At 71.7% G+C, this 25,381-nt stretch carries 24 protein-coding genes; 11 read left to right on the forward strand and 13 right to left on the reverse strand.

From position 1 onward, the window contains the following. Positions 1–131 precede the first annotated feature (131 nt). Positions 132–1,052: an SDR family NAD(P)-dependent oxidoreductase gene (locus ACWF9Z_RS02960; protein ID WP_453596803.1), complete on the reverse strand. Its 921-nt coding sequence runs from the start codon at positions 1,050–1,052 to the stop codon at positions 132–134. 120 nt (positions 1,053–1,172) lie between these two features. Between ACWF9Z_RS02960 and ACWF9Z_RS02965 the strand changes: the two genes are divergently transcribed. The 3 genes from ACWF9Z_RS02965 to ACWF9Z_RS02975 all read left to right on the forward strand — a co-directional run bounded on the left by ACWF9Z_RS02965 (position 1,173) and on the right by ACWF9Z_RS02975 (position 5,076). Beyond that, a complete protein-coding gene (locus tag ACWF9Z_RS02965) occupies positions 1,173–2,099 on the forward strand; it encodes a cyclase family protein (RefSeq protein WP_453597205.1) in 927 nt (308 codons plus the stop codon). A gap of 588 nt (positions 2,100–2,687) precedes the next feature. Then, positions 2,688–3,815, forward strand: coding sequence for a cytochrome P450 (locus ACWF9Z_RS02970; protein WP_453596805.1), 1,128 nt, complete (start codon positions 2,688–2,690; stop codon positions 3,813–3,815). Continuing rightward, entirely contained in the window at positions 3,808–5,076 is a 1,269-nt protein-coding gene (locus ACWF9Z_RS02975) for a cytochrome P450 family protein (RefSeq protein ID WP_453596807.1), read from the forward strand. The genes ACWF9Z_RS02970 and ACWF9Z_RS02975 overlap by 8 nt, the downstream gene beginning before the upstream one ends. Before the next feature lie 178 nt (positions 5,077–5,254). On the opposite strand, the gene ACWF9Z_RS02980 is transcribed toward ACWF9Z_RS02975, so the two are convergent. The 4 genes from ACWF9Z_RS02980 to ACWF9Z_RS02995 all read right to left on the reverse strand — a co-directional run bounded on the left by ACWF9Z_RS02980 (position 5,255) and on the right by ACWF9Z_RS02995 (position 9,493). Beyond that, positions 5,255–5,848, reverse strand: a complete 594-nt coding sequence (locus ACWF9Z_RS02980; RefSeq protein WP_453596809.1) for an ATP-binding protein — start codon at positions 5,846–5,848, stop codon at positions 5,255–5,257. Positions 5,849–6,169: 321 nt separating this feature from the next. Continuing rightward, entirely contained in the window at positions 6,170–7,108 is a 939-nt protein-coding gene (locus tag ACWF9Z_RS02985) for an acyl-CoA dehydrogenase family protein (protein ID WP_453596811.1), read from the reverse strand. Between the two features lie 7 nt (positions 7,109–7,115). Beyond that, a complete protein-coding gene (locus tag ACWF9Z_RS02990) occupies positions 7,116–8,279 on the reverse strand; it encodes an acyl-CoA dehydrogenase family protein (RefSeq protein WP_453596813.1) in 1,164 nt (387 codons plus the stop codon). A gap of 5 nt (positions 8,280–8,284) precedes the next feature. Then, the gene (locus tag ACWF9Z_RS02995; RefSeq protein ID WP_453596815.1) at positions 8,285–9,493 is read right to left on the reverse strand and encodes an amidohydrolase family protein; all 1,209 of its coding nucleotides are present in this window, start codon (positions 9,491–9,493) and stop codon (positions 8,285–8,287) included. Between the two features lie 198 nt (positions 9,494–9,691). On the opposite strand from ACWF9Z_RS02995, the gene ACWF9Z_RS03000 reads away from it, so the two are divergent. Beyond that, the gene (locus tag ACWF9Z_RS03000) at positions 9,692–11,242 is read left to right on the forward strand and encodes a class I adenylate-forming enzyme family protein (RefSeq protein WP_453596817.1); all 1,551 of its coding nucleotides are present in this window, start codon (positions 9,692–9,694) and stop codon (positions 11,240–11,242) included. Here the strand turns inward: ACWF9Z_RS03000 and ACWF9Z_RS03005 are convergent. Then, a complete protein-coding gene (locus ACWF9Z_RS03005) occupies positions 11,233–12,507 on the reverse strand; it encodes a protein-L-isoaspartate O-methyltransferase family protein (RefSeq protein WP_453596819.1) in 1,275 nt (424 codons plus the stop codon). The genes ACWF9Z_RS03000 and ACWF9Z_RS03005 overlap by 10 nt on opposite strands. 446 nt (positions 12,508–12,953) lie before the next feature. Between ACWF9Z_RS03005 and ACWF9Z_RS03010 the strand changes: the two genes are divergently transcribed. From ACWF9Z_RS03010 to ACWF9Z_RS03020, 3 genes are all read left to right on the forward strand, one after another. Then, on the forward strand, positions 12,954–13,700 hold the full coding sequence (locus ACWF9Z_RS03010) for a DUF6879 family protein (protein WP_453596821.1): 747 nt from the start codon (positions 12,954–12,956) through the stop codon (positions 13,698–13,700). A gap of 31 nt (positions 13,701–13,731) precedes the next feature. Beyond that, a complete protein-coding gene (locus tag ACWF9Z_RS03015; RefSeq protein WP_453596823.1) occupies positions 13,732–14,580 on the forward strand; it encodes a helix-turn-helix domain-containing protein in 849 nt (282 codons plus the stop codon). A gap of 194 nt (positions 14,581–14,774) precedes the next feature. Further along, positions 14,775–15,854, forward strand: coding sequence for a helix-turn-helix domain-containing protein (locus ACWF9Z_RS03020; RefSeq protein WP_453596825.1), 1,080 nt, complete (start codon positions 14,775–14,777; stop codon positions 15,852–15,854). A gap of 7 nt (positions 15,855–15,861) precedes the next feature. Here ACWF9Z_RS03020 and ACWF9Z_RS03025 read toward each other — a convergent pair whose 3' ends face one another. Then, a complete protein-coding gene (locus ACWF9Z_RS03025; RefSeq protein ID WP_453596827.1) occupies positions 15,862–16,407 on the reverse strand; it encodes a GNAT family N-acetyltransferase in 546 nt (181 codons plus the stop codon). 126 nt (positions 16,408–16,533) lie between these two features. Then, positions 16,534–17,052 carry an EF-hand domain-containing protein gene (locus ACWF9Z_RS03030; protein ID WP_453596829.1) on the reverse strand — a complete coding sequence of 173 codons (519 nt, stop codon included), beginning with the start codon at positions 17,050–17,052 and terminating at the stop codon, positions 16,534–16,536. Positions 17,053–17,376: 324 nt separating this feature from the next. Between ACWF9Z_RS03030 and ACWF9Z_RS03035 the strand changes: the two genes are divergently transcribed. Both ACWF9Z_RS03035 and ACWF9Z_RS03040 read left to right on the forward strand, forming a co-directional pair. After that, positions 17,377–17,985, forward strand: coding sequence for a sigma-70 family RNA polymerase sigma factor (locus ACWF9Z_RS03035; protein WP_453596831.1), 609 nt, complete (start codon positions 17,377–17,379; stop codon positions 17,983–17,985). Continuing rightward, positions 17,982–19,280, forward strand: a complete 1,299-nt coding sequence (locus ACWF9Z_RS03040) for a maleylpyruvate isomerase N-terminal domain-containing protein (protein ID WP_453596833.1) — start codon at positions 17,982–17,984, stop codon at positions 19,278–19,280. Before ACWF9Z_RS03035 ends, ACWF9Z_RS03040 begins: the two co-directional genes overlap by 4 nt. Before the next feature lie 45 nt (positions 19,281–19,325). On the opposite strand, the gene purU is transcribed toward ACWF9Z_RS03040, so the two are convergent. After that, entirely contained in the window at positions 19,326–20,207 is an 882-nt protein-coding gene (purU, locus tag ACWF9Z_RS03045; RefSeq protein WP_453596835.1) for a formyltetrahydrofolate deformylase, read from the reverse strand. Between the two features lie 28 nt (positions 20,208–20,235). Further along, positions 20,236–20,682 carry an SCO4402 family protein gene (locus ACWF9Z_RS03050; protein ID WP_453597207.1) on the reverse strand — a complete coding sequence of 149 codons (447 nt, stop codon included), beginning with the start codon at positions 20,680–20,682 and terminating at the stop codon, positions 20,236–20,238. A 265-nt stretch (positions 20,683–20,947) separates the two neighbouring features. Between ACWF9Z_RS03050 and ACWF9Z_RS03055 the strand changes: the two genes are divergently transcribed. Continuing rightward, complete coding sequence (locus ACWF9Z_RS03055; RefSeq protein WP_453597209.1) at positions 20,948–22,276, forward strand: ABC transporter substrate-binding protein; 1,329 nt, start codon at positions 20,948–20,950, stop codon at positions 22,274–22,276. 15 nt (positions 22,277–22,291) lie between these two features. Here the strand turns inward: ACWF9Z_RS03055 and ACWF9Z_RS03060 are convergent. Further along, a protein-coding gene (locus ACWF9Z_RS03060) for an IS5 family transposase (protein WP_453597210.1) occupies positions 22,292–23,177 on the reverse strand; the annotation gives its coding sequence in 2 pieces (ribosomal slippage) (positions 22,292–22,597 and positions 22,599–23,177; 885 coding nt in all). A 7-nt stretch (positions 23,178–23,184) separates the two neighbouring features. Here ACWF9Z_RS03060 and ACWF9Z_RS03065 point away from each other — a divergent pair. Continuing rightward, positions 23,185–23,730, forward strand: a complete 546-nt coding sequence (locus ACWF9Z_RS03065) for a hypothetical protein (RefSeq protein ID WP_453596837.1) — start codon at positions 23,185–23,187, stop codon at positions 23,728–23,730. A 90-nt stretch (positions 23,731–23,820) separates the two neighbouring features. On the opposite strand, the gene ACWF9Z_RS03070 is transcribed toward ACWF9Z_RS03065, so the two are convergent. Both ACWF9Z_RS03070 and ACWF9Z_RS03075 read right to left on the reverse strand, forming a co-directional pair. After that, positions 23,821–24,837 carry a hypothetical protein gene (locus ACWF9Z_RS03070; RefSeq protein WP_453596839.1) on the reverse strand — a complete coding sequence of 339 codons (1,017 nt, stop codon included), beginning with the start codon at positions 24,835–24,837 and terminating at the stop codon, positions 23,821–23,823. Between the two features lie 91 nt (positions 24,838–24,928). Continuing rightward, a complete protein-coding gene (locus ACWF9Z_RS03075) occupies positions 24,929–25,294 on the reverse strand; it encodes a peptidase inhibitor family I36 protein (protein WP_453596841.1) in 366 nt (121 codons plus the stop codon). Positions 25,295–25,381 lie beyond the last annotated feature (87 nt).

Consider the following 25,381-nt stretch of genomic DNA (forward strand, 5'->3'; position numbering starts at 1 on the left):
TTCCCTTGGGCTCCCGGTCCCCTCGCCTCCCCTCCCCGGGCCCGGGTCGGCCCCGTCCTGCTCCCCGCGGCCCCGCGACCCCCGCCCCGGGGGGGCCCCGGGGCCCCCCCGGGGGACCGCCCGGCCGGGGCCTACGCGTTGGGGCGGTCCTTGGCGGCGGCCGCCTTGGCCATGGCCTCCAGCTGCACGAGCATCGGCATCGGGTCGGTGCCGACCGTCCCGGGCAGGAAGTCGGCGATCTTCTCGGGGGTCCAGGAGCCCTCGGCGTAGCCGGCGCGCAGTTCGCGCGGCTGGGCCCAGACGGCGATCTTCGGGCCGGCGATCGTGTAGACCTGCCCGGTGATCTTCTCGCCGCCGACGGCGACGGCCTTGTCGGAGAGCAGGTAGGTGACGAGCGCCGCCACGTCCTCGGGCTCGCCGATCTCCTTGAGCTCCATGGGCACGTTGGCCGACATCCGGGTCCGGGCGACGGGCGCGACGGCGTTGGAGGTGACCCCGTACTTGGCCAGGCCGAGTGCGGCGGAGCGGACGAGGGAGATGATCCCGCCCTTGGCCGCGCTGTAGTTGGCCTGGGCCACCGAGCCCTGGTGGTTGCCGCTGGTGAAGCCGATCAGCGTGCCCGTGCCCTGCCGGCGCATGACGGCGGAGGCGGCCCGGAAGACGGTGAAGGTGCCCTTGAGGTGGGTGGCGACCACCGGGTCCCACTCCTCCTCGGACATGTTGAAGAGCATCCGCTCGCGCAGGATGCCCGCCACGCACACGACGCCGTCGATGCGCCCGTACTGGGCGAGCGCGGTGTCGACGATGCGCTGCCCGCCCGCCATGGTCGAGATGTCGTCGGCGACGGCGACCGCTTCGCCGCCCGCCGCGACGATCTCCTTCACCACGGCTTCGGCGATCTCGCTGGTCGGTTCCCCGCCCTCGATGCCGACTCCGTAGTCGTTGACGACGACCTTGGCGCCCTCGGCGGCCGCGGCGAGTGCCACGGCCCGTCCGATGCCCCGGCCGGCGCCCGTGACGGCGACGACCTTGCCTGCCAAGAAGTTCCCCACGTCCGGCCCCTTTCCGCGATTTCTGACGGACCGTTAGATTCTATGGGCAGTCAGATGCAGGAACACAAGCCCTAGTTCACGTAGGGAACGTCTCTCTCATGCGAGGAGCTGATGGGATCCATGGGCATGCCCGCCGCGTTCCAGGACATCGCCAAGCGCGTCAACAACTGGGGCCGCTGGGGCGCCGACGACGAGATCGGCACCCTGAACCTCGTCACCGACGAGGTCGTACGGGCCGCCGCGGCCGAGATCCGCACCGGCCGCCGCATCCCGCTGGCCCTCCCCCTCAAGGAGGACGGGGTCCAGTCCGGCATGATCCCCGGCCGGATCAACCCGCTGCACACGATGGTGCAGATCAACCAGGAGCTCTTCGGCCCGGGCACGGTGGCGTGCAGCGACGACGCCGTGACCTTCGGACTCCAGGCCGGGACGCACTGGGACGCGCTCACCCACGTCTCGCACTCGGGGAAGATCTACAACGGCCGCCCGGCCGGCACGATCACCGCGCACGGGCGCGCCGAGTTCAGCGGCATCGAGAAGGCGGGACCCATCGTCTCGCGCGGCGTCCTGCTGGACGTGGCCCGCGCGAAGGGCCTGGACCGGCTCCCCGGCGGCCACGCGGTGACTCCGGAGGACCTCGCGGAGGCGGAGGAGTTCGGCGGCGTCACCGTCCGCGCGGGCGACATCGTGCTGGTCCGCACGGGCCAGGTCCAGGTGTACCTGGCGGGCGACAAGCACGGATACGGTTACCCTTCACCCGGTCTGTCCGTCCGCACGCCCGAGTGGTTCCACGCCCGGGACGTGGCGGCCGTCGCGAACGACACCCTCACCTTCGAGGTCTTCCCGCCGGAGATCGAGGACCTGTGGCTTCCGGTGCACGCGCTGGACCTGGTCGAGATGGGCATGCACCAGGGCCAGAACTGGAACCTCGAAAAGTTGTCCACAGCCTGTGCAGAAGAATCCCGCTACTCCTTCCTCCTCTCCGCCATGCCGGAACCCTTCGTGGGCGCGGTGGGCACCCCCGTGGCCCCGGTGGCCGTCCTCTGACCAGTTATTGGCCGGATCTCGCCCTCTTGACACGGCGCCCACGGCGACGGACCGGGCCCCGCGGCCGCGTCACGGCGGACCGGGCCGGGGAGATCCTCACCGCGCGGGGCCTGGGCCGCAGGGGCCGGACGGAGGCCGCGGCGGGGTGCGTCCGGCTCTAACGGGCGGGCTCCAAGTGGAGGTTCAGGGCGGTCGGTTGGTTGCCTCCGATCCGGACAGGCCGCCCGAACCAGAATCGTTGACAACCCCTGTCACCTGCCTATTCACTCCTTGCATCAACCACACATCGGGGTGGCCGCCATCACAAATGACGGTGAACTCCGGTGTTTGGACGGCCAGTTGATGCGCAACAGCGCACAGGAATGGAGGGGAACAGCCATGTCGAAGATGATTCTTGCGACCCTGCGCAGCGTCCCGATCTGCCGCGAGCTCGGCTTCGTCAAGAAGAGCGAGCCGAGCCTGAAGCAGAGCGCTTGGTACTTCTGGTACTAGGCCGGTAGATCCACGCACCGGGCCCGTACCCGGCAGAGCCGATCGACCCTCCGGCCCTGCCGCGTACGGGCCCTTCGCATTCCCCCGGAGCCCCTGATGACCACGCCCACCGCCTCGCCCGAGCCCCGTCCGGGTTCCCACCCCGGCACGCGCCGCGCCACCGTCTTCGCCCCGCGCCTGCAGGCGCTCCTGGACGACCACCTCGGCAAGGACCTCGTCCGCCTGGAGCCCGACACCATCGGCATCGCGGGCGCCGAGCTCTCCCACCGGATCCTCGCCGCCCGCAAGGCCACCGAGACCGAACGGCCGACCTTCAAGCCGCTGCACGGCCGGTCGATCGACAAGCCCGAGGCCGCGTCCGTGATGCGCACCATCGGCAAGGACGTCCGCAGGGCCCTGGACCAGCCGATACCCGAGGACAAGGACCTCTCCGGGCCGTGGCCCCTCACCGGTCACCTGTTCCTGCGGGACCTGCTCCTGCGCGAAGACCCGTACCGGCTGCGGATCCTGATGTCCCGGAAGCTGGAGATCGATCCCAAGCTGACCTGGACCACGATCGTCGCCGGCGCGCTCCTGCCGGGGCGGCCGAAGCCGGGCCCGCACCTGACGCACATCGCGAACCTCTTCGCCGAGGCCGGCGGCTATCACGACCGCCGGTACGCCATGGGCATGTACCGGCGCGCGGCGGCGCCCGTGTGCTTCACCATCTCCACCCTCGTCGCGAACGCGCTGTGGCTCGGCTCCCCCTTCGACGACGGGGTCTCGAACCGCAACATCCTCTACGAGGCCATGCGGCTGCTGCCCCCGTCCTGGAACCTGCTGCGCAACCGCGGCCCCGAGTACCCGCTCATCGATTCCCGCATCGGGCCCGGCGACGACCTGCTGATGCTGCCGCTGCTCAGCCACCGCGACCCGGCGCTGTGGGAGGACCCGCACGCGTTCCGGCCCGAGCGCTGGGACACGCTGGACCCGGACGACACCCCCGGCTACATGCCCTTCGGCCACGTCAGCGAGCGCTGCTGGGGCCGGCACATGGTCATGCCGCTCGCGGAGAAGCTGCTCGACCACCTCCGCGGCACGGGACTGGTCGTGGCCCCCGGGCAGCGCACCGCGGAGGTGCCGCTCGTCGGTCTCCTCGGCGTGAAGACCGTCCACGTGGGCCGCGCGGGCCGCACGGGCCGGGCCGGCGGCGCACGCGACAAGGAGCAGGTGCACCATGGCTGACCGTACGGCCCACCGCCCGGCCGACCGCCGGGACGTCACCGTCCTCGAGGAATCCTGGCAGGACCACGCCCACGAGCTCTACCGCGGCTGGCGCGAGACCGGCGGCATCCGCTACGTCCGCTACCCCGGGCCCGGCGCCGTCGAGGGCTGGGTCGTCACCGGGCACGCGGAGGCCAAGGCGCTGCTGGTCGACCCGCGGCTGTCGAAGAACCAGGCGGTGCAGCGGTTCGGGCAGCAGGTCGGGCTCACGCAGGGGCCGGGCGCGGCGATGTTCTCGCACATGCTCAACTCCGACCCGCCCGACCACACCCGGCTGCGGAACCTGGTGCAGAAGGCGTTCACCGCGCGCCGCACCGCGCGCCTGCGGCCCATGATCGAGAAGCACGTGGACGGGCTCCTCGACGCCCTGGAGGCGAAGGCGCCGCACGGCGGGGGCGAAGGCGGCGGGGCGGCCGGCGAGGCGGAGCTGATCTCGCAGTTCGCGCTGCCGCTGCCCGTCGCGGTCGTGTTCGACCTGTTCGGCGCCTCCGACACGGACCACGAGATCCTGCAGATCCGGGGCAACAGCCTCGGTGGCGGCCAGGGCGACGGCGAGGTCTCCGTCTTCACGGCGGAGAGCATGCTGGCCTACCTCCGCGCCCTCATCGCCCTCAAGCGGGAGCATCCGGACGAGGACGGGCTCCTGTCCGCCCTGTTCGCGGCGCGGGAGGAGGACGGCGACGCGCTGACCGAGGACGAGATCACGTCGATGGCCTTCCTCCTCTTCGTCGCCGGCCACCAGACCACGGTCAACCTGCTCGCCAACGGGATCCACGCGCTGCTCACCCACCCCGAGCAGCTCGCCGCCCTGCGCGCCGACCGCACGCTGGTGCACGGCGCGATCGAGGAGGCCCTGCGGTACGAGTCCCCGTCCGGTCTGGCGTCGTTCCGCTACGCCACCGAGACCATCGAGGTGAACGGGGCGACGATCCGCGAGGGCGACTTCGTACAGATCTGCCTGCTCGGCGCCGACCGGGACCCGGCCGTCTTCGCCGACCCCGACACCTTCGACATCCGGCGGCCCGACGCGGCCCGGCACCTCGCCTTCGGCCACGGCATCCACCACTGCCTCGGCGCTCCCCTGGCCCGCCTCCAGGCCGAGATCGCCCTGACCCGGCTGCTGGAGCGCTTCCCCCGGCTCCGGCCGCACGAGGAGCACGAGGCCCGCTGGCAGTCCAATCCCCGCCACCGGGGGCTGCTCAGCCTGCCCGTACGCATCTGACGGGGGCACGGCAGGGGACTGTGGGTGGCGGCGGCGCGCATGCACGCCCCGAGCGCGGCACGGCGGCCGCCACCCCACGACCCGCACTCGTCAAGGCAGGACTGAACCCTTGGCGTCCCCTCGCGACGAATCGTTCAACACAAGAGTGATCAACATGTGACGAACCGTCAACACCTCGTTAGAGGTACAAGCGCGGTTCCCGGACCGAGCCGACGATCGGATCACGGTTCGCTCCGTGCGCCGGGGCGTGCGTCGGGGCGTGCGTCGGGGCGTGTGTCGGGGCGTGTGTCGGGGGGTGCGTCGGGTCCGGCATCGGGGCGTGCGTCGGGCGGTGCGTCGGGTCCTGGAGGCCCGGCCCGTCGGAAGCCAGGTCCGCCGCCGCCTTCTCCGCCCGGTCGACCTCGCACCAGATCCGCTTGCCCGCGCCCTCGGGCTGCCAGCCCCAGCGGTCCGCCAGCCCGTCCACCAGCTCCAGGCCGCGCCCGCCGGTGTCGTCCCCGCCGGCCTGCCGCCGGGCCGGCGCCCGGTCGCTCGCGTCGGCGACCTCGACGCGGACCCCCGGTTCCCCGAACAGCATGCGCAGCACGGCCGGACAGCCGGTGTGCACGACGGCATTGGTGACCAGCTCGGAGATCAGCAGGATCAGCGTCTCGGCGAGGGGCTCGTCCTCGTTTATGCCCGAGCCCGCCAGCCGCGAACGGGCCCACCGGCGGGCCCGGCCGACCTCGGCGGGATCCGGTCCTACCTCCAGCTGCACCTGAAGCACCTGCACCGCTCACACCATCCGAACCGGCGGACACTTCGCCTCGCGACAGGACGGGGTCACCGACCGTGACCCCCTTGCGGAGCAGCATGGTTGACGTTCCGTCACCACGACAAGCGCTTCGGGCATATTCCAGCGCGAAGGAGTAGGCATGGTGCATACTGTGCGGCGCTCGCGCCGCTCAACCGCTCGCATTCCCGGGAGCGTACCGGAGCCGCCCCCCGCGACCGGGCCGCAATGAGTCGGGCGAAGGACACAAACCGATATCAACTCTCTGTAATCGGACATGCGTCCCGCGCCGTCCCTCCCGTGCCCGCCCGTCACAGCGAGCTACTCCGCGCCGCCCTCCGGCAGCCCGGCCCCGAGCAGTTCCGCCGCCAGCGCCTCCTCCGCCCGGGCCGCGGTGCGCCACTGCTCCGCCCGCACCCACGCCCGCTTGAGGTGCAGGTGCACGTCCGCCTCCCAGGTGAAGCCCATCCCGCCGTGCACCTGGAGGCAGTCCCGGGCATTGCGCACCGCCGCCTCGTCGGCCAGCAGCTTCGCCCCGGCCACCTCTCCAGGATCGCCCGTGACCGCGGCCGCGTACACCGCCGTACGGGCCACCTCGGCCCGCACGAGCATCTGCGCGCACAGGTGCTTGACCGCCTGGAACGCCCCGATCCGCTGCCCGAACTGCTCGCGCTCCTTGGCGTAGCCCACGGCCATCTCGACCGTGCGCAGCGCGCTGCCGAGCTGGAGCGCCGCCGTCAGCAGCGCGCCCTCGTCGCGGTGCGCGTCGGCCGCCTCGGACGCGCCGGCCGCCGCGGGGTCCCGTACGGAGACCCGTGACAGCGGCGTGAGCGGATCCGCCGGCCGCACCGCCTCCCCGGCGGGCACGCCCGTGGCGCCGAGCACCGCGTCCGACTCCCCGAGGTGGGTCACCCAGGGGCCGTCCAGGTCGAACGCCGTCACCACCGCCGTGCCCCGGTCGGCGCCCGGCACCGACCCGGCGGCCAGGTGGGTGGCGACCAGCGGACCCGGCAGCAGCGCCCGCCCGGCCTCCTCGAAGACGAGGACCGCCTCCGGCATGCCGAGCCCGACCCCGCCCCGCTCCTCGGGGAGCCGCAGCGCGAAGAACCCGGCGTCGCCCAGCTCCCGCCACAGCGCCCGGTCCACGCACGCCCCGCCGTCGGCCGCGGCGCGCAGCGCCTCCCGCCCGTAGCGGCCGGCCAGGAGGTCCCGTACGCCGGCCCGCAGGTCCCGCTGGTCCTGCGTCGGCTGGAAGTCCACGGAACGCTCACCTGCCCTTCGGAAGGCCGAGGATCCGCTCGGCGACGATGTTCTGCTGGATCTGGGAGGTGCCGGCCGCGATCGTGTACGAGAGGGAGGAGAGCCGGTCCAGGGTCCATTCCTCGTCCAGCGAGAGCGCTCCGGCCCCCAGCACCTCGGCGGCCGTGTCGTACAGCTCCTGGCGCGCGTGCGAGTACGCCAGCTTGAAGACGCTGCCGCCGATGCCCGGGACGCCGCCCGAGCCCTCGGACTCGCTGACGTTCCACTGGGTGAGCCGCCACAGCGCGCCGAACTCCCCGTAGAGCCGGCCGAGGCGGCGGCGCAGGACCGGGTCGTCCCAGCGGCCGTTCGCCTTCGCGGTGCGCGCGAGCTCGCCCAGGGTCCGCCGGCAGGCGACGACCTCGCCCACGAAGGCGGTGCCGCGCTCGAAGGACAGGGTCACCATCGTGACCCGCCAGCCGTCGTTCTCCTCCCCGACCCGGTTGGCGACCGGGACCCGCACCTCGTCGAGGAACATCTCCGCGAACTCCGTGGACCCGGCCAGGGTCCGCAGCGGCCGGACCGTCACCCCCGGCGCGTCCATGGGCATGGCCAGCCAGCTGATCCCGCGGTGCTTGGGCACGGTCGCGCTGATGGGTTCCGTGCGCACCAGGAGCTCGCACCAGTCGGCCACCTCCGCGTGCGAGGTCCAGATCTTCGACCCGGTGATCACGTACTCGTCGCCGTCGCGGACGGCGCGGGTGCGCAGCGAGGCCAGGTCGGAGCCGGCGTCCGGCTCGCTGAAGCCCTGGCACCACACCTCGTCGCCGCGCAGGACGGGCGGCAGCCAGCGCGCCCGCTGTGCGGCGGTGCCCTCGGCGGCGATGGTCGGGCCGGCGTGCAGCAGCCCGACGAAGTTCGCGCCCACGTACGGGGCGCCCGCGCGCTCGGTCTCCTCCAGGAAGATCAGGTGCTGCGTCGGGGTGGCCCCGCGACCGCCCGCGTCGACCGGCCAGTGCAGTCCCGCGTACCCGGCGTCGTACAGCCTGCGCTGCCAGCCCGCGTCGTGGGCGCGGCGGGCCGGCCAGTCGTCGGGCAAGGGCTTCGCCGGGAGCTCGGGGAGCACTTTGGCGAGCCAGGCGCGCAGCCGGGCCCGGAACTCCTGCTCCTCCTCGGTGTAGGTGAGGTCCACCGCGCCTACCGCCCCGTCCGCCGGTCCTTGTCGAGGTCGAGACCGAGCATGCGGATGGCGTTGCCGCGCATCAGCTTGTAGACGGTCTCGTCGTCGAGTCCCTTGACGTGGTCGAGGGCGACCTCCTTGGTGTGCGGGAAGGTCGAGTCCACGTGCGGGTAGTCGGTCTCGAAGGTGGCGTTGTCGCGGCCGACGACGTCCAGCGAGGCGATGCCGTGCTTGTCCCGGAAGAAGCAGCAGAACATCTGCCGGTAGTAGTACGTGGACGGCGGCTCGGGGATCAGGTCCTTGACCCCGCCCCAGGCGCGGTGCTCCTGCCACACGTCGTCGGCGCGCTCGAGGGCGTACGGGATCCAGCCCATCTGGCCCTCGCTGTAGGCCAGTTTCAGCGTCGGGAACCTGACCAGGACCCCACTGAAGAGGAAGTCCATCATCGAGGCCATGGCGTTGTTGAAGCTCAGCGAGGCCTGCACGGCGGGCGGCGCGTCGGGGGACGCGGCGGGCATCTGGGAGCTGGACCCGATGTGCATGTTGACGACGGTGCCGGTCTCCTGGCAGACGGCGAAGAAGGGATCCCAGTACCCGGAGTGGATGGACGGCAGTCCCAGGTGGGTCGGGATCTCGGAGAAGGTCACGGCCCGCACCCCGCGCGCGGCGTTGCGCCGGATCTCCGCGACGGCCAGGCCGATGTCCCACAGCGGGATGATGCACAGCGGGATGAGCCGGCCGCCGCTGTCGCCGCACCACTCCTCGACCATCCAGTCGTTGTAGGCGCGCACGCAGGCCAGGGCGACCTCCTTGTCGTGCGCCTCGGCGAAGGTCTGCCCGCAGAAGCGCGGGAAGGTCGGGAAGCACAGGGAGGCCTCGACGTGGTTCAGGTCCATGTCGAGGAGCCGCGCCTTGGGGTCCCAGCAGCCGCGGCGCATCTCCTCGCGGGTGATGCCCTCCAGGGTCATCTCGTCCCGGTCGAAGCCGACGGCGGCGATGTTGCGCTTGTACGGGAACTTCAGGTCCTCGTAGATCCACCAGTCGGTGGGCGGACCGTCCGGGTCCATCGTGATCACGTACTTGCCGCCGGTGTATTCGAGTTCGCCGATGCCGGCGGTGAGCGCCTTGGGCCCTCGGTCGCGGTACCTGGCCGGGAGCCAGACGTCGAAGAGGTGGGCGGGCTCGATGACGTGGTCGTCGACGCTGATGATCCGAGGCAGTTCCATGGTGTCCCCTCGCCGCATGCCGAATGGTTCCGTTGGTCGCGCTGACGCCGGTGCGTCCGATACGAATCTGATGGTGCGTCAGAAATCTGGAACCAAGCTAGCTCCGCCACCCCTGGACCGACAAGCGTCCGCGCTCTACGCTCTGCCCTTGATCTGACTATCCGTCAGGTATCTTCGGCCAGGGGAGGTCGGTCCGGGATGACGGACAACACCGCAGTCGAGCTCGGCCGGTCCCGGACCCTGTGGGAGCTCATCGCCCGCCGGGCCGCCCTGACCCCCGACGCCCCCGTCCTCATCGAGGCCGCCGAGGACCCGGCCGACGACCGCCGGCTCACCTTCGGGGAACTGCGCGACCGCTCGGAGCGGGTCGCGGCCGGCCTGTACGCCATGGGCGTGCGCCCCGGGACGGTCGTCGCCTGGCAGCTCCCCACCCGCATCGAGACCGTTCTGCTCTCGGTCGCCCTCGCCCGCATCGGCGCCGTCCAGACCCCCGTCATCCCCTTCTACCGGGACCGCGAGGTCGGCTTCGCGCTGCGCGAGTCCAAGGCGGAGTTCTTCGCCGTCCCCGGCGTCTGGCGCGGCTTCGACCACACCGCGATGGCCGAACGCCTCGGCGCGCGGGGCGTCTTCGAGGCCTACGCCTCCCTCCCCGACGGAGACCCCGCGGTGCTGCCCCCGCCCCCCGGGGACGGCGTCTCGGTCCGCTGGATCTACTGGACCTCGGGCACCACCTCGGACCCCAAAGGCGTCCTGCACACGGACCGCTCCCTCATCGCGGGCGGCTCCTGCCTGGCCCACGCCCTGCACCTCACGCCCGCCGACGTCGGCTCGATGGCCTTCCCCTTCGCCCACATCGCCGGTCCCGACTACACGGTCATGCTGCTGCTCTACGGGTTCCCGGCGGTCCTCTTCGAGAAGTTCGCCATGCCCGGCGCCCTCGACGGCTACCGCCGCCACGGAGTCACGGTCGCCGGCGGCTCCACGGCCTTCTACTCGATGTTCCTCACCGAGCAGCGCAAGGACCCGGCCACCCGGCTCATCCCGACCCTGCGCCTCCTGGCCGGCGGCGGCGCCCCCAAGCCCCCGGAGATCTACCACGCCGTCGTCCGCGAACTGGGCTGCCAGCTCACCCACGGCTACGGCATGACCGAGGTCCCGATGATCACCATGGGCGCCCCGGACGACACGGCCGAGAACCTGGCCACCACCGAGGGCCGCCCCCCGGCGGGCATGTCCATCCGCATCACCACGCCCGAGGGGACCGTCCTGCCCGCCGGCACCGACGGGGAGGTCCGCCTGCGCGGCGAGGCCGTCTGCCAGGGCTACCTCAACCGGGAGGAGGACACGGGGGTCTTCGACCCCGACGGCTACCTGGTCACGGGCGACCTCGGCCACCTCACCGCGGACGGCTACCTGGTCCTGACGGGCCGCAGCAAGGACGTCATCATCCGCAAGGGCGAGAACATCTCGGCCAAGGAGATCGAGGACCTGCTGCACCGGCTCCCCGCGATCGCCGACGTGGCGGTCATCGGCCTCCCCGACCCGGTACGCGGCGAACGCGTCTGCGCCGTGGTCGAACAGCCCGCGGGAGCCGCCCCGCTGACGCTGGCCGACCTGACGGCCCACCTGCGCGCCGAGGGCCTCTCCCCCCACAAGCTCCCGGAACAGCTGGAACTGGTGGAATCCCTCCCGCGCAACGACGCCCTGCGCAAGGTCCTCAAGTACAAGCTCCGCGAGCGCTACGCCTGAGGGGTGCCGGGCGGGGGCCCCAGCCGGTGGCGGGGCTCGTCCAGCCACGCGTACTGGCCGTCCCGGTCGACCGTGACGCCGAAGCGGGTGAGGTGCGGGCGTCCCTGCACCTCGTACCACGTGTAGGCCGCCGTCACCTCCGCCCAGAGGTCGCGCGGCCCCCAGGAGCGCACCGCGCCCTCCTCCCACCAGTCGGCGTAGCGGACGAGCGTGGCCGACGTGCCGGCCTCGTCGACGAACTGGACCTGCCGGGAGCCGCCGTCCCCCCGGTGGGAGAAGGAGACGTCCGGGACCTGGAGGCCGATCGCGAAGTCCTGGAGATGGCCGAGCCCCAGCACCTGCGCCGGATCGACCGGCGACCTCCGGCCGGCCGGCCCGCCCGCGACCTCGAGGCGCACGGCCGGCCCCTCCGTGCGGATCCACATGTACGAGGCCTCACCGACGAACCGGCCCTCCGCCTTCGCGGCCGCCCCGTCCACCCGCAGCCGCAGCAGCCCGGCATTGCTGTACGCCGTCCCGAACGGCGTCAGGATCACTCCGTTCCGCCGGGACTGCTCGATCCAGGCGTACGGCACGCGCCGCAGAGCCGCCGTGCTGATGACGCGGTCGAACGGATCCCCACCGGGGGCGCCCCGCAGACCGTCCCCGACGATCAGTTCCGGCGCGTATCCCGCGGCCGCGAGGCTGGAGGCCCCGGAGCGGGCCACCTCCGCGTCGACCTCGACGGTCACCACCCGGCGCGCTCCGACGCGCTCACACAGCAGGGCCGTGTGGTAGCCGGAGCCGTAGCCGATCTCCAGCACACGGGCGCTCGGCTCCAGGTCCAGGTGCCCGAGCTTGCGCAGGACGACGTCGGGGGCGGACACGGACGAAGAAAACTGGCCGGTGGCCGGCCCTTTGTCGCCGTAGCCGTCGCTGTCGCCGTCACCGTGGCCGTCGCCGTCGTTGAGCTGCGTGATCACGGCGCGGTGCGGGTCCCATACCGCGCGGCGCCAGACGTCCGGCTCCACCGCGCGGTCGACGAAAGTCCAGCGCCCTTCCGCGTCCGGGACGTCGAGCCACACCGCCGACGGGACGAAGGCCTCCCGGTCCACCGCGTCGAAGGCGCGCCCCAGCCACGGCTCACGCAGCAGCCCCGCGGTCACGAGGGCCGCACGGCAGATCGCCCGGTTCACTTCTTCCCCGGCGGCGGGGAAGCCGGCGGGGCGGACGGCTGAGCGGGCCGGCTCCCGTCCGGACTGGAGGGCGGGGACGGCGGCGTCCACGGCTTGTCCTGCGGAGGCCCGGCGTGCTTGCCGTCCATGGCGACGCCGGGACACTCATCGGCGTGGCGGTAGTACGCGGGTACACCCGAACCGTCCTGTCGGGCATCACACCGACGCACGGGATCGAGTGCCTCGACCGGCCGCCGGCACGTGGTGCACACGGCCCCCGAGGGCGCGTACGTCAGGTACTCCAACGGATCCCCGGCGGCCGCCGACCCCACGGCCCCGGCTTCAGCTTCGGCCTCGACATCAGCCCTGCGCATCATGCATCGCCATCCCCTCACGAACGCTCGGAACGTGAACACCACGGTAGGGAGCGAAGGTTGGGTGCTGAGGCGAATATTCTCCCTTATTCGCGCATGACGTCCGGCGACTCCTCGACATTCCCGTGGGGGTCCGGGCAGCCTGTGCAGGGACGGCTTCCCCTGCACACGAGGTGGTTCACGATGACACGTCGACTGCGCTTCAACGGCACCGGCAGCGGCGAGGGCGGCTGTCCCGCCGTACACGAGGACCTGGACACGGGAGACATCGTGGTCCACGGACAGCCGCTCACCGATCCCGGAGAGGTCACGCAGCTCCGCCACCTCTCCCCCGGGGAGGTCGCGGTCGTCGTTCCGCGCGAACTGCTGGTCGACTTCGGCCCGAAGGAGGTCACTCGGCGGCCGCGCATCATCGATCTGGAAGCCTTCGGCCGCCTCTTCGAGGTCTTCGAGCACACGGCCTGGCGGCTGGAGACCCGCGGCCGCTACGCGTCCGACGAAGCGACGGACACCTACGCCCAGTTCCTGCGGGGAGAGGCGCCGTCCTGGGACATGGGAACGGGCTGGGCCGTGACCATGCGGGCCAAGACCGATGCCGGCGCGACCGTGAGCCGCGTACGCCTGGTCGATGCTCCTCCCACCACGGGGCAGAGGTACCTGCTGTCCCATGCGCGGAAGAACGCCGCCCTCGGTGAGGACATCCGCAACCTGTACCGCGCGGAAGCCAGCCGCCTCCAGGTTCCCGCCGAGGACTTCTGGATCTTCGATTCACGTCTGGTGGCCGTACTGAACTTCGACACCGAGGACCGTCTCGTCGACGTCGAGCTGATCACGGAACCGTCCGAGGTCAACCGTTACGCACAGGTGCGCGACGCGGCCTGGCATTTCGCAGTGCCCTACGAGATCTTCGAGTCGCACCTGGCGGAGTGACCCGACTGCGAGCGAGCGTGAGCGTGTTCCGGTGAGCACAGACTTCCAGCAGGCACGCGCGGCCCTCGGCGTGAGGCTCCGCCAACTTCGGCACGACTGCCCCGCGGGCCCGCTCACCGGGACACAGCTGGCCGCGCGCCTGGGGTGGACCCAGTCGAAGGTCAGCAAGCTGGAGAACGGCCGGCAGACCGCGACGCCCGGCGATCTCGTGGCGTGGGCCTCGGGAGTCGGGCAACCGGAGTCGGCGGACGAGCTGCTCGGCCGGTTGCGCGGCTTGGAGTCCCACATCCGCTCGTGGCGCCGCCAGCTCGCCTCGGGCCATCGAGCCGTACAGGAGGCCCACAACGCGGCACAGGCCGAGTCGCGCGTGCTCCGCGCCTGGGAGCCCGCGTGGATCGTCGGCGTGCTCCAGACCCCCGACTACGCACGCTCGATCCTTACTCGGTTCGCCGAACTGCACGGCGGCGCAAGGGATGTCGAAGAGGCGGTCCGCGCCCGTATGAGGCGGCAGGAAGGGCTGTACGACTCCGGCCGGACCTACCACGTCCTCCTATGGGAAGGCGCCCTCCACGCCCGGATCTGCTCCCCCGCCACTCTCGCCGGACAGCTGGACCGTCTACTGGGAGTGATCGGCCTCGATACCGTCGAACTCGGGATCGTCCCCCTCGGCGCCCCTCTGGCGCTTCCGCCCGCCGGTGGCTTCTGGATCTACGACGACCGCCGGGTGATCGTGGAGACCTGGCACGCGGAAATGTGGCTGGACGACGCGGACACCGTCGCCACCTACCGACGGGTGTGGTCCACGCTGCACGGGTCGGCGGTCTTCGGGGCCCAGGCCCAGCGGCTCATCAGCCGCGCCCGCGAAAGCCTCGGCAGCTGAGCCGGAGCGCCGGCCCGAGCCACACCACCGCGGGTCAACTCCACCTCGACTACGCATGGTTCATATCGATGGCCACGGCTGGTATATGCCGAAAAGGGTGCGCTACCGTCCCGGCTCGACACGAACTCCACACAGTCAGGTGACCCCGGCGGTGCGCCAACACCCCGGGGTCCGACACCGAAGGAAGCTCTTCAGTGCGCATCCACATTAGCCCGCGCAAGCGCGCTTTCACCGTCCTCGGCAACGAAGTCCTCCGGGACCGGCGCCTCAGCTTCACGGCCCGGGGCATCCTCGGATACCTCCTCTCCCTCCCCGACGGCTCCCGCGAGGACGTCCGCACGCTCGCCGACAAGCACCCCGGAGTCGGCCGGCGCGGAGTGGCCAAAGCCGTCGACGAGCTGGTCCGGTACGGGTACTACGTACGCCGGACCGTGCGCGACGCGCGCACCGGACACGTCCACACGGAGACCTTCGTCTCCGACGCCCCCGGTACGGAGTCCTGGCAGCAGCCGGACGAGGCGCCGCCGCGCGCCGCCGCCACCGCCACCGCCGCCGCCGCCGCCGAGGACGGTCCGAAGCTCACCCCTGAGAGCGAACCGGCACCGGCCCCCGCAGCGGACCCCGCGACGGACTCGGCATCGCACCCCGTGCAGGACCCGGGAACCGGTGACGGGGACGACGGCGTGACGGGAGCGTCCCCCTCGACGAGAAGTACTACGGGAGTAGAACCCTCCCTCCCCGGGCCCGACCGGCCGGCGACGGCCTCCGGCCGAGGGGCCGCGCTGCTCGCGCGGATCGCCGCGTTCGAGCCGCGGCTCGCCCTCGGCGTCACGGAGACCCTCGCGCTCGCCCCGCTCGCCGAACAGTGGCTCGCCCACGGGGTGTCCGAACTGGAAGCCCGCTCGCTGCTCACCGACGGGCTACCGCACTTCGTCTACTCCGCGCGCGCCCTGCTCGCGGACCGCCTGGTCCGCAAACTCCCGCCGCCCCGCCTGCGCAGGGACCCCGCCGCCCCCGCGGCGGCGCCCGCCGAATGCGACGTCTGCCGCGATCCGCTGCCCAGCCCCGACACGCCGTGCGGCAGCTGCTCGGCGGCCCGTACGGCACCGCGTACGGCACCCCGCCCGGCGGCGGCCCTCACCGCGACACCCCGCCCGGCGGCGGCCCGTACCGCGGCCGGTACGGCCCCGCTCTCGCCCACCGAGGTCGCCTCGCTGGCCGACATCGCCCGCCGCGCCCTGCGCGGCATGCCGGCCCTCGCGACCCGTGCCTGACGCGGCCCTAGACGGTGTCCGGGGCCGGCTTCCAGTCGCGGGCGAGGAGTCCGAGCAGCACCTCGTCCAGGAACTCGCCCATCACCCAGGCCGAGGAGCGCAGCACGCCCTCGCGGACGAAGCCGTTGCGCTCGGCGGAGCCCAGCATCGCGGCGTTGTCCGACAGCGTCTCGATCTGGAGCCGCTGCAGGCCGCGCACGACGAACCCGTAATGGCACAGCGCCGCGACGACGTCCGTGCCGTAGCCCTTCCCGCGGGCGGCCGGCAGCAGCCCCAGGCCGATGTGCGCGGACCGGTTGTGGTTGTCGATGCCCCACAGCGTCGCGCTGCCGACCAGCGTGCCGCCCTCCAACTCCACGACCGAGAAGGGGACGTGCCCCTGCACCGTGTCGTCCACCACGAGCCGCGGGTCCTTCGAGCCGGGCGTGATCGGCCGCCACGGCCCGCTCTCGGCCCGCGAGGAGTTGACCACGTCGTCGTAGAGCTCGGCCAGCAGGATCGGGACGTCGTCCTCGTGCCGGGCCCTGAGCCCGACCTTGTTGCCCTTCAGCATGCGAGCTTCCTATCCGAACGGGCCGGCCCCCGACAAACGATTTAGGGCTCGCCGTGAAGGGCATGCCGACGGCGGGCCGGAGGTGTACGACGCCTCGTACGCCTCCGCCCGCCCGGCGCCGCAGGCCTACGCGTCCGGAGCGGCCACGCCGCAGTAGCCGGCGAAGGCCGCCAGGATCTCGTCCTCCGTGATGCGGCCGTCGCGGTCGGCGTCCAGGGCGGCCGCCACCGGGACCGCCAGTTCCTCCGGGGTGCCCAGCACGCGCAGGACGCGCGCCGTGGCCTCCGGGGTCGTGCCGCCGCCGTCCGTGTCCGCCACCGCGATCACGGCCCGCAGGAACGGCCGCGCGATCTCCGCGAACCGCTGCGGGTTGTCGCGCAGCCGCTTGGCCGCGCCCGTGATGAACTCGTCGCGGGACACGCGCTGGTCGCCGTCCACGTCCGCGATACCGGCCATGCCCTGCCAGAAGGCCTCCGCGCCGGCGAAGAGGTCCTGGCCCCGGTCGGAGCGGGCCGCCACGGCGAATTCGGCCAGCACCGCCTTCGCTGCCGCGCTGAAGTCCTCCCGGTCGATATAGCCGCTTCCGTCCTGGTCGAAGGTGGCGAATCGGGCGGCGATCTTGCGCTCGTATTCTGCGCTGTCCATATTCGGCGTTCCGCCTTCACGTGTGCGGTGGGGTGCAGTTCAAGACAAGGCAGGAGCGTAAGGCCTACGTGGCCTGCGCGTTAAGCGAAGCGGGCAAGCAGGTGGCCGCATCGAACCAGCGCACGAGGAGCGCGGCGGGGCGCGTACGCCTGTACCCATGCGGCGTGCCCCGCCCCGCCGTTCACACCGCGTCACGCCTCTACCACGGAGGGCGGGATTCCGGAGGAAGGTTCGTCCAATCCGGGCGCGGACAGCTGTGTGCCCACTACATTCGAGTGGTCGACACACACGGCGGCGAAACCGGGGAAGCCGGCTGGGGGCACGATGGCGAAGGACGTTCCACCGCGGTGGGACCGTCGCATGCAGCAACGCCTGTCGCGCGGCGAGGCCGCCGCGCTCGGTGAGCTGTACGACCGCTTCGCCTCGCTCGTGCACCACCTCGCCTACCGGGTCCTGGGTGACGAGAAGTCCGCCGACCGGATCACCCGCGAGGTGTTCGGCTACATCTGGGAGAACCCGGACGCCTACGACCCCAAGCAGGGCTCCCTGCGCTCCTGGGTCGCCCGGATCGCCCAGGGCCAGGCGGTCGCCCGCCTGCGCCAGGCCGAGCTGGGCCGCGGCTCCAGCGAGGAACTGGAGCAGAAGGTGCGCAGCGCCAACGCGGCCGCGCGCGCGGACTTCATCGTCGCCTCCATGCCCGCGCCCCTGCGCGCCGCGCTCGAACTCGCCTACTTCGAGCGCCGCGACTACCGCCAGGCCGCCGCCGACCTCCAGATCAGCGAGGACGAGGCCCGGCGCCGGCTCCGGCTGGGCCTGCAACTGCTGGCGACGGCCAATGCCGTCCCGCGCGAAGAAACCGCCCCGCCCGGATACGGACCCTCCGGATACGGACCCTCCGGACACGGACCCGCCGGATATGGAACGCCCCGATGACCAGCCCCTTCGACTCCGACGACCCGTACGAGCGGCCCCCGGGCGGCGGCGGACCGGCGCGCCTGCCGGGCCCGCGCGCGGCGGCCGACGACCTCGAGGACCTCACGCCCCGCGCACACCTCGACGCCCCCACCGAGGACCCCGCGTCCCCGGAGGTCCCGCTCCCGCCTCCGCCTCCGCCCGCGCCCTACGCGCCGCCCACCCACGGCGTACTGAAGTCCCTGCTCGGCGCCTGGGCCCTGGCGGCCTGTTCCGCCGAGGAGACCCAGGACGTCGAGGACCACCTCACCGAGTGCGCGCCCTGCGCCGAGGAGGCCCTGCGGCTGCGCGACGCCGTGTGCCTGCTGCACCCGGAGGACAGCCTCGACCTCAAGCCTCTGCTGCGCTCGCGCGTGCTGGAGGACTGCCTCGGCAAGCGGCCCGCCCGCATCCCGGTGCCGGCGTGGGCGACCCCGTACGACACCGAGACGGCGCGGCTCGACGCGCTGCTGCGCGATTTCGGGGACTCGGAGTGGCACACCCCGGTCCGGCTGAAGTGGTTCGAGGACGAGGGACCCCGCGCCCGCCGGACCACGGTGGCCGGGGTCATCGGGCACCTGCTGTCGGTGGACGGCCTCGTCTCCTCGGCGCTCGGACTGGACGACCCGCTGGGCCCGGACGCCCCGCGCGGCGGTCCGGCCGACCGCACGGAGCACTTCTGGGAGTCCGCCCCCTACCCGCCCACGCGCCGGGTCCGCGAGCCGTGGCGGGAGCAGGGCCACACCCTGGTCCGTACAGTCTCCTTCGCGGGCCAGGGGGTCGCCGAGCTCGCGGTCGGCTACGGGCCCTTCGCCCTGCCCCTGAGCGACGCCTTCCTCGAGCGGGCCTTCGAGTGCTGGGTCCATGCCGTGGACATCGCGGAGGCGGTGGACTACCCGTACGATCCGCCGTCCGCGCCCCACCTGCACCGCATGATCGACCTGGCGGCCCGGCTGCTGCCGCAGGCCCTGGCCGGGCGCCGGCGGGCGGGGCTCGCCGCACCGCCGCGCGGGCTCGTCGCGGCGGGGGCCCCGGGCCGGACGCTGCACCTGGAGATCGAGGGCGCGGGCGGGGGCGGCTGGGACATCTCGCTGGACTCCCCCGCGGCGAAGCCCTCGGCGGAGCACACGGTGGCCCGGATCGCCCTGGACGGGGTCGAGTTCTGCCAGCTGGCAGCGGGGCACATCTCCCCGGAGGAGGCGGCGGTCGGCCAGACCGGCGACCGCGAGGCCATCCGCGACGTGCTCTTCGCGGCGGCCTCGCTCAGCCGGCTCTAGTCCCGCGGCGGCCGGCCCGGGGACGGGCCCGGGGACCGGTCCGGTCTACCGGAAGACGACGGTGCGGGTGCCGTTCAGGAGCACGCGGTGCTCGCTGTGCCACTTCACCGCGCGCGCCAGCGCCTGGCACTCCACGTCGCGGCCGATCGCCACCAGCTGCTCGGGGGTGACCTCGTGGCCGACCCGCTCGACCTCCTGCTCGATGATCGGGCCCTCGTCCAGGTCCGCCGTCACGTAGTGCGCGGTCGCGCCGATGAGCTTCACGCCCCGCGCGTGCGCCTGGTGGTACGGCTTCGCCCCCTTGAAGCTCGGCAGGAAGGAGTGGTGGATGTTGATGATCCGGCCGCTCATCGCCGAGCACAGGGTGTCCGACAGCACCTGCATGTAGCGGGCGAGCACGATGAGGTCGACGTCCTCGGCGCGCACGAGCTCCAGGACCCGCTCCTCCGCCGCCGCCTTCGTGTCCTTCGTGACGGGAATGTGCACGAAGGGGATCCCGTAGGAGCCGACCAGCTCTTCGAAGTCGGTGTGGTTCGACACCACCGCCGCGATCTCGACCGGCAGCGCGCCGATCCGGTGGCGGAACAGCAGGTCGTTGAGGCAGTGCCCGAACTTCGACACCATCAGCACGATCCGCATGCGCTCGTCGGAGCGGTGGATCTGCCAGTCCATCTTGAAGGAGTCGCCGATCGCGGCGAAGCTCGCCCGCAGCTTCTCCACCGTCACCGGGGCGTCGGCCTCGAAGTGCACCCGCATGAAGAACAGACCGGTGTCGCGGTCGCCGAACTGCTGGCTGTCCTCGATGTTGCACCCGGTCATGAAGAGATAGCTGGACACCGCGTGCACGATGCCCTGCTTGTCGGGGCAGGAGAGGGTCAGTACGTACTGCTGCGGGGCCGTGGTCTGCGGCTTCGGGTCATCGCTCATGACCGCATAGCCTTTCACACCGCACCGCTCACACGGCGCGCGTGAGGATCCTCAGGACGTCCAGTGAGGTCGGCCGCGCGTCGGGGTCGTCCCCGTCCGCCGTCGACAGCCGTACGTGGGCCTCGCGCGCGGCCCGTACGGCCTCCGGCCAGGCGTGGTGCTCCAGGTATCCGGAGACGGGGGCGTCGGGGCCGATCTGGTGCATGATCCGCAGCACGCGCAGCACGGCGAGGTCGACCAGGGCCGCCTCCTGCTGGTCGCGGAAGATCGTGCCGACGTACTTGTCCGCGGACCAGCTGTCGAGCCAGGTGTCCTCGACGAGCCGGTACACGGCGTCGGTGACGTCCCCGTACCCCTCGGCGCCGGCCAGCCAGGTGTCCTCCTGGAACGCGGGGTCGGAAAGCATGTGCAGCGCCGAGCGCACGTTGCTGCGCCAGCGCCACCACGGCATGTCGTTGAGGGGCATGCCGCCCATGGTGGAGGAGCGGCCGCCGCGGCGGGAAGAGTTCTTCGAACCTTGGGCGAATGTCACGCTTTCGATCGTACGTTCCCCTCATGCGCGATCTTGCAGCGCCCGTGCGCAGGTCCCGGGGCTCCCCCGCCGGCGCCCCCGCGGGCGCCACGCCGATGCCACCGCGCCGGCCCTCCGTGCGGGGGCCACCCGTAATTCACCTGGCCGTCACCCCGTGTTGTGCACACCACACACGTCAGTTACCCGCGGGGCGGAATGCTGCATGCACATGACCACCCGGCAACGCGTGACATTCCTTTCCCGCACCCTCCTGGCCACGGCGACGGGTGCGTGTCTCGTCGCCGGCTGCGGGGCGCTCCCCGGAGACTCGGGGGGCTCCGGGGGCGCCGGCTCCACCCTCACCGTCATGACCTTCGCACCCGAGGACTCCAAGGCGACCAACATGCCCGGCATGCCCGGCATGGCCCAGGCCTACGAGCGCTGGGTCAACGCCAAGGGCGGCATCAACGGTCACAAGATCCACGTCCTGACCTGCAACGAGCACAACACGGCCGGCGGCGCCGCCGACTGCGCCCGCAAGGCGATCGCCGAGAAGGCCGTCGCCGTCGTCGGCTCGTACAGCCAGCACGGACGCGCCTTCATGGCCCCGCTGGAGGCCGCGGGCATCCCCTTCATCGGCGGGTACGGGGTCTCCTCCGAGGAGTTCCAGTCGCCGCTGTCCTACCCCGTCAACGGGGGCCAGCCCGTCCTCCTCGCCGGCGCCGGCCACCAGCTGGGCCGCGCCTGCGCCAAGGTCGCCCTCGTCCGCCCCGACACCCTCGCGGGCGACTCCCTGCCCCTCCAGCTCAACGCCGGCCTCAAGACCAACCAGGTCCCCGAGGCCAGCGACATCCGGGCCGCCGAGGACTCCGCGGACTACACCCCGCAGGCCCGCGAGGCGCTGACCGACTCCTCGCCGGCCGCTCCGGCCAAGGGCGCGACCTCGGCCAAGGACGGCAAGGACGGCAAGGACAAGGGCTGTGTGGCCGCCGTCCTCGGCTCGCGCACCGAGACCTTCTTCGACGCCTTCCGCCGGGCCGACGCCCAGAACCGCAAACCGCAGATCTCCTCGGTGCTCGGCTCCGTCAGCCAGGCCATGGTGGACCGCACCGGCGGCAAGGACAGCCCCTTCGAGGGCGCGTACGTCACGAGCTGGTACCCGGTCGCCTCCGATCCCCTCTGGGAGCCGATGCGCCGCGCGATCACCGAGCAGGCCTTCGGCGACAACTCCGTGGACCCCGACGACAGCGGCGCCCAGACCACGTGGATCGCGTACACGGTGTTCAGCGAAGCGGTGAAGCGCTTCAAGGCCGACGAGCCGATCACGGCGCGCAAACTCGCGCAGAAGCTCAACCAGGCCGAGCCCGTCAAGACCGGCGGCCTCACCCCCGACCTGAGCTGGCGCTACCAGGACATGCGCGCCGTCGCCGGCTTCCCCCGCATCGTGAACGGCCAGGTCACCTTCCAGGTCGTCCAGCAGGGCCGTCTCGTGGCCCAGCCGGGCGAGCAGTCCCTGGACATGACCCAGACCCTGGAATCGGCACCGCGCGCCAGCTAGGCCGTTTCGTTTGGATCACCGGGCGGACCAGAGGAAGATGCCCGCGATGTGCAGTCCTGCCAGGTAGATGGTCGCCGTCTTCTCGTAGCGGGTGGCGATACCGCGCCACTGCTTCAAGCGGTTGATGCATCGCTCGACCGTGTTGCGCTGCTTGTAGGCCTCGCGGTCGAAGGCGGGTGGCCTCCCACCCCTGCTGCCTCGGCGCAGCCGGTGGCCCCGCTGGTCCGCCGGTACGGGGATCACCGCCCGGACACCGCGCCTGCGTAGGTGTTCACGGATGGCGCGTGATGAGTACGCTTTGTCGGCCAGGATCACGTCTGGTGCGGGGCCGTCCGCGTCGACGAGGAACGCGCAGGCGGGCCATCACGTGCGCGAAGGCGGGCGCGTCACCCGCCTGTCCGGCGGTGAGCACGAAGGCGAGGGGCCGGCAGCGGGCATCGGCTGCGAGGTGAATCTTCGTGGTCAGTCCGCCCCGAGAACGACCGATGGCGTGGTCGTCCGGCTCGCTGACCGGGGCCCCTTTTTTGCGGGCCCCGGCCGCGTGCTGGTGGGCCCGCACGATCGTGGAGTCCACCGAGACTACCCAGTTCAGGTCCTCGTCAGCGTCGGCCTGGGCCATGACCGCGGTGAAGACGCGCTCCCAGGTGCCGTCGACGGCCCACATGCGAAGCCGGTTGTAGACACCCCTCCAGTTGCCGTACTTCTCGGGCAGGTGGACCCACTGCGATCCCGTCTGGAACTTCCAAGCGATCGCATCGATCACCTCACGGTGGTCCCGCCACCGACCACCCCGCCTCGGCGTCCGGTCCGGCAGCAACGGCTCAATCCGCGCCCACTGCGCGTCAGTCAACGGCACAGCGAGACCAACGATCAGATGATCCGAAAGAAGCGGGCCTACCATCCTCTCCATGGGCACAGTGATCTTGACCGTCAGTCTGGCCTTCGCCGGCTACTTGACGACGTACCTCAATGGACTGAGGCTCGCGCAGAGACAGGCCCGGCTCGCCCGAGTGAACCAGCAGTTGAGCGACTTCTACGGCCCACTCTTCGCACTCATGGAGGCCAACAGTCGTGCCTATGAGGCGTTTTGCGAGAGATATGCCCGCCCTGATGGGGTCCATCCCTTCGACCACGACGTTCCCCCCACCGAGGAGGAGCTCGCCGAGTGGCGCACCTGGGCCGCGACTGTCTTCCTGCCCAACATCCAGAAGATGCGCGACGTGGTCGTCACCAAGGCCGACCTTCTCATCGAAGAGGAGGTGCCGCCTGTCCTGCTCGAACTGTGCGCCCACGTCTCCGGCTACGAGATCACCGCGGCGCGCTGGGCACGCGGCGAGTTCGGCGAATACAAGTCCGTCATCCAGTTCCCGGGACCAGAGCTGAAGGAGTACACCACCACCCGCTTTGCGCGACTCAAGAAGGAGCAGGCTGCCCTTCTCGGCCGGCACCGGTGACGTCCGACGAGGACCGGGCGTACATCCCAGACCAGAGATCCGATGATCCGAAAGAAACGGCCTAGGCCGCTCCGGCCTCCTACGGGAGTGCTACGCGGTACCGGCCCGTTCGATGAGTGCCCGCACCGCGTTCTTCTCCTCCTGGAGGGCCACCGCGTTGTCGTCGATGAGCTTCTTCTGGTAGGCGCTGACGACCGCCGACCAGATCCCGACCGTATTGGTCTCCAGCTTGCAGGCCACGTCGGCGCGGGCCACGGTGACCTCGGGACCGGACGCGGGTGCCTGTGCCGCCCCCGCCGCGCCGTCGGCGTCGCCGTCCTTCGCCCCCTCTCCCCAGGTGGGGTCGCCGTTGGCGTCCTGCGGAGTCCGGTACGCGAGCCCGGCCCGCCGCATGCACGAGGACCACTGGGCGAACACGTCCCGGACCCGGGCGTCGTTGAGCGACCACGTGTAGGCAGTGCCCGCGAGCCGTTGGGCGAGGGGCGTGGCAATCAGGTTCGGGGTCTCGCCCAGTTTCTCCCGGGCCTTCCCCACGCACCCGCCGGCCGGAACGTCCTTCCCGTTGATCCGGGATGCGCCGCGCCCCGAGAACACCGCCGAGGCGGCGGACGACAACGGGGGATTCGTCTCTCCGGCCTGCTTCCCGGAGGGGCGCTCCCCGGCGGGGCGACGGTATCCGTACTGCGCCGCCCGGTCCGCGTCGAACAGCAGGAACCTCGTCGCGTCCGGCCACGGCTGGCTGCTCATGCCGCTGTAGTCGGGAACGGGATAGTCGAATCCGAAGTCCCGCATGCAGCCCTGTACGAGGACCTGCTCGGCACGCAGCACCGTGGCGCGCTGCTTCGGAGTGCTGACATAGGCGTCCAGGGGCAGGCTGATGCCCGTGCCGCTGGTCGGCTTCGTCACGGAGATCGGCAGTTCGGGGCCGCTGTACGTGCCGCCCGGCCCACCGGTCGGCTGAGGCGGCGACCCGCTGTCCGACCCGCTGCACCCCGCGGCGACCGTGCAGACCAGCACGGCGATCACCAGGCGTCGTACCGTGCGCCGGCCGGCGTCGCGCCCCGTGGGACCGGCCCGCCGTCCCGATGTCCCGGGTGTGGTTCGCATGTCCCCGCTTCCCTCTCGCCTGCTAGGTTCGGCGTGCCGGCCGTGGCTGCCGTATGAGAGACGGCAGCCACGGCCGCTCACCTTTCTCCGGTCAGTCCCAGGCGTGCGACGAGTACTGGTCGTTGTACCAGGCCTCGTTCAGGACATAGGGCGAAGACCACTGGCTCCACCCGGAGTATCCGGCGTCCGTGAAGAACGTGATGCCCCACTTGGGGTCGTAGTTCCCGAACGACGTGACACTGTCGTTCAGGCCTATCGGGTTTCCGTAGTACGCGTAGTCCTGATAGTTGGAATAGTTGCTGCTGGTGTCCCTCTTCGGACCGGTCTGGTTGTTGTGCATGTAGAGGCAGACATCGACGCTGTCGCAGCGCCCGTCGCTGGCGACGGCCGGAGTCACGATTCCGGCTGCCAGGGCAATGGAGAGAACAGCCGCCCCGACTAACTTCCTCGGCTTCATGCGAATGCCTTTCCGGTTTTTCCGGACACGGAAGAAGGTGCACTCCCCCGCAGTCACCGGCGGTGACGCGAAAACGCTAGGCCGTTG

The sequence above is a fragment of the Streptomyces sp. NPDC054961 genome, from assembly GCF_053609145.1.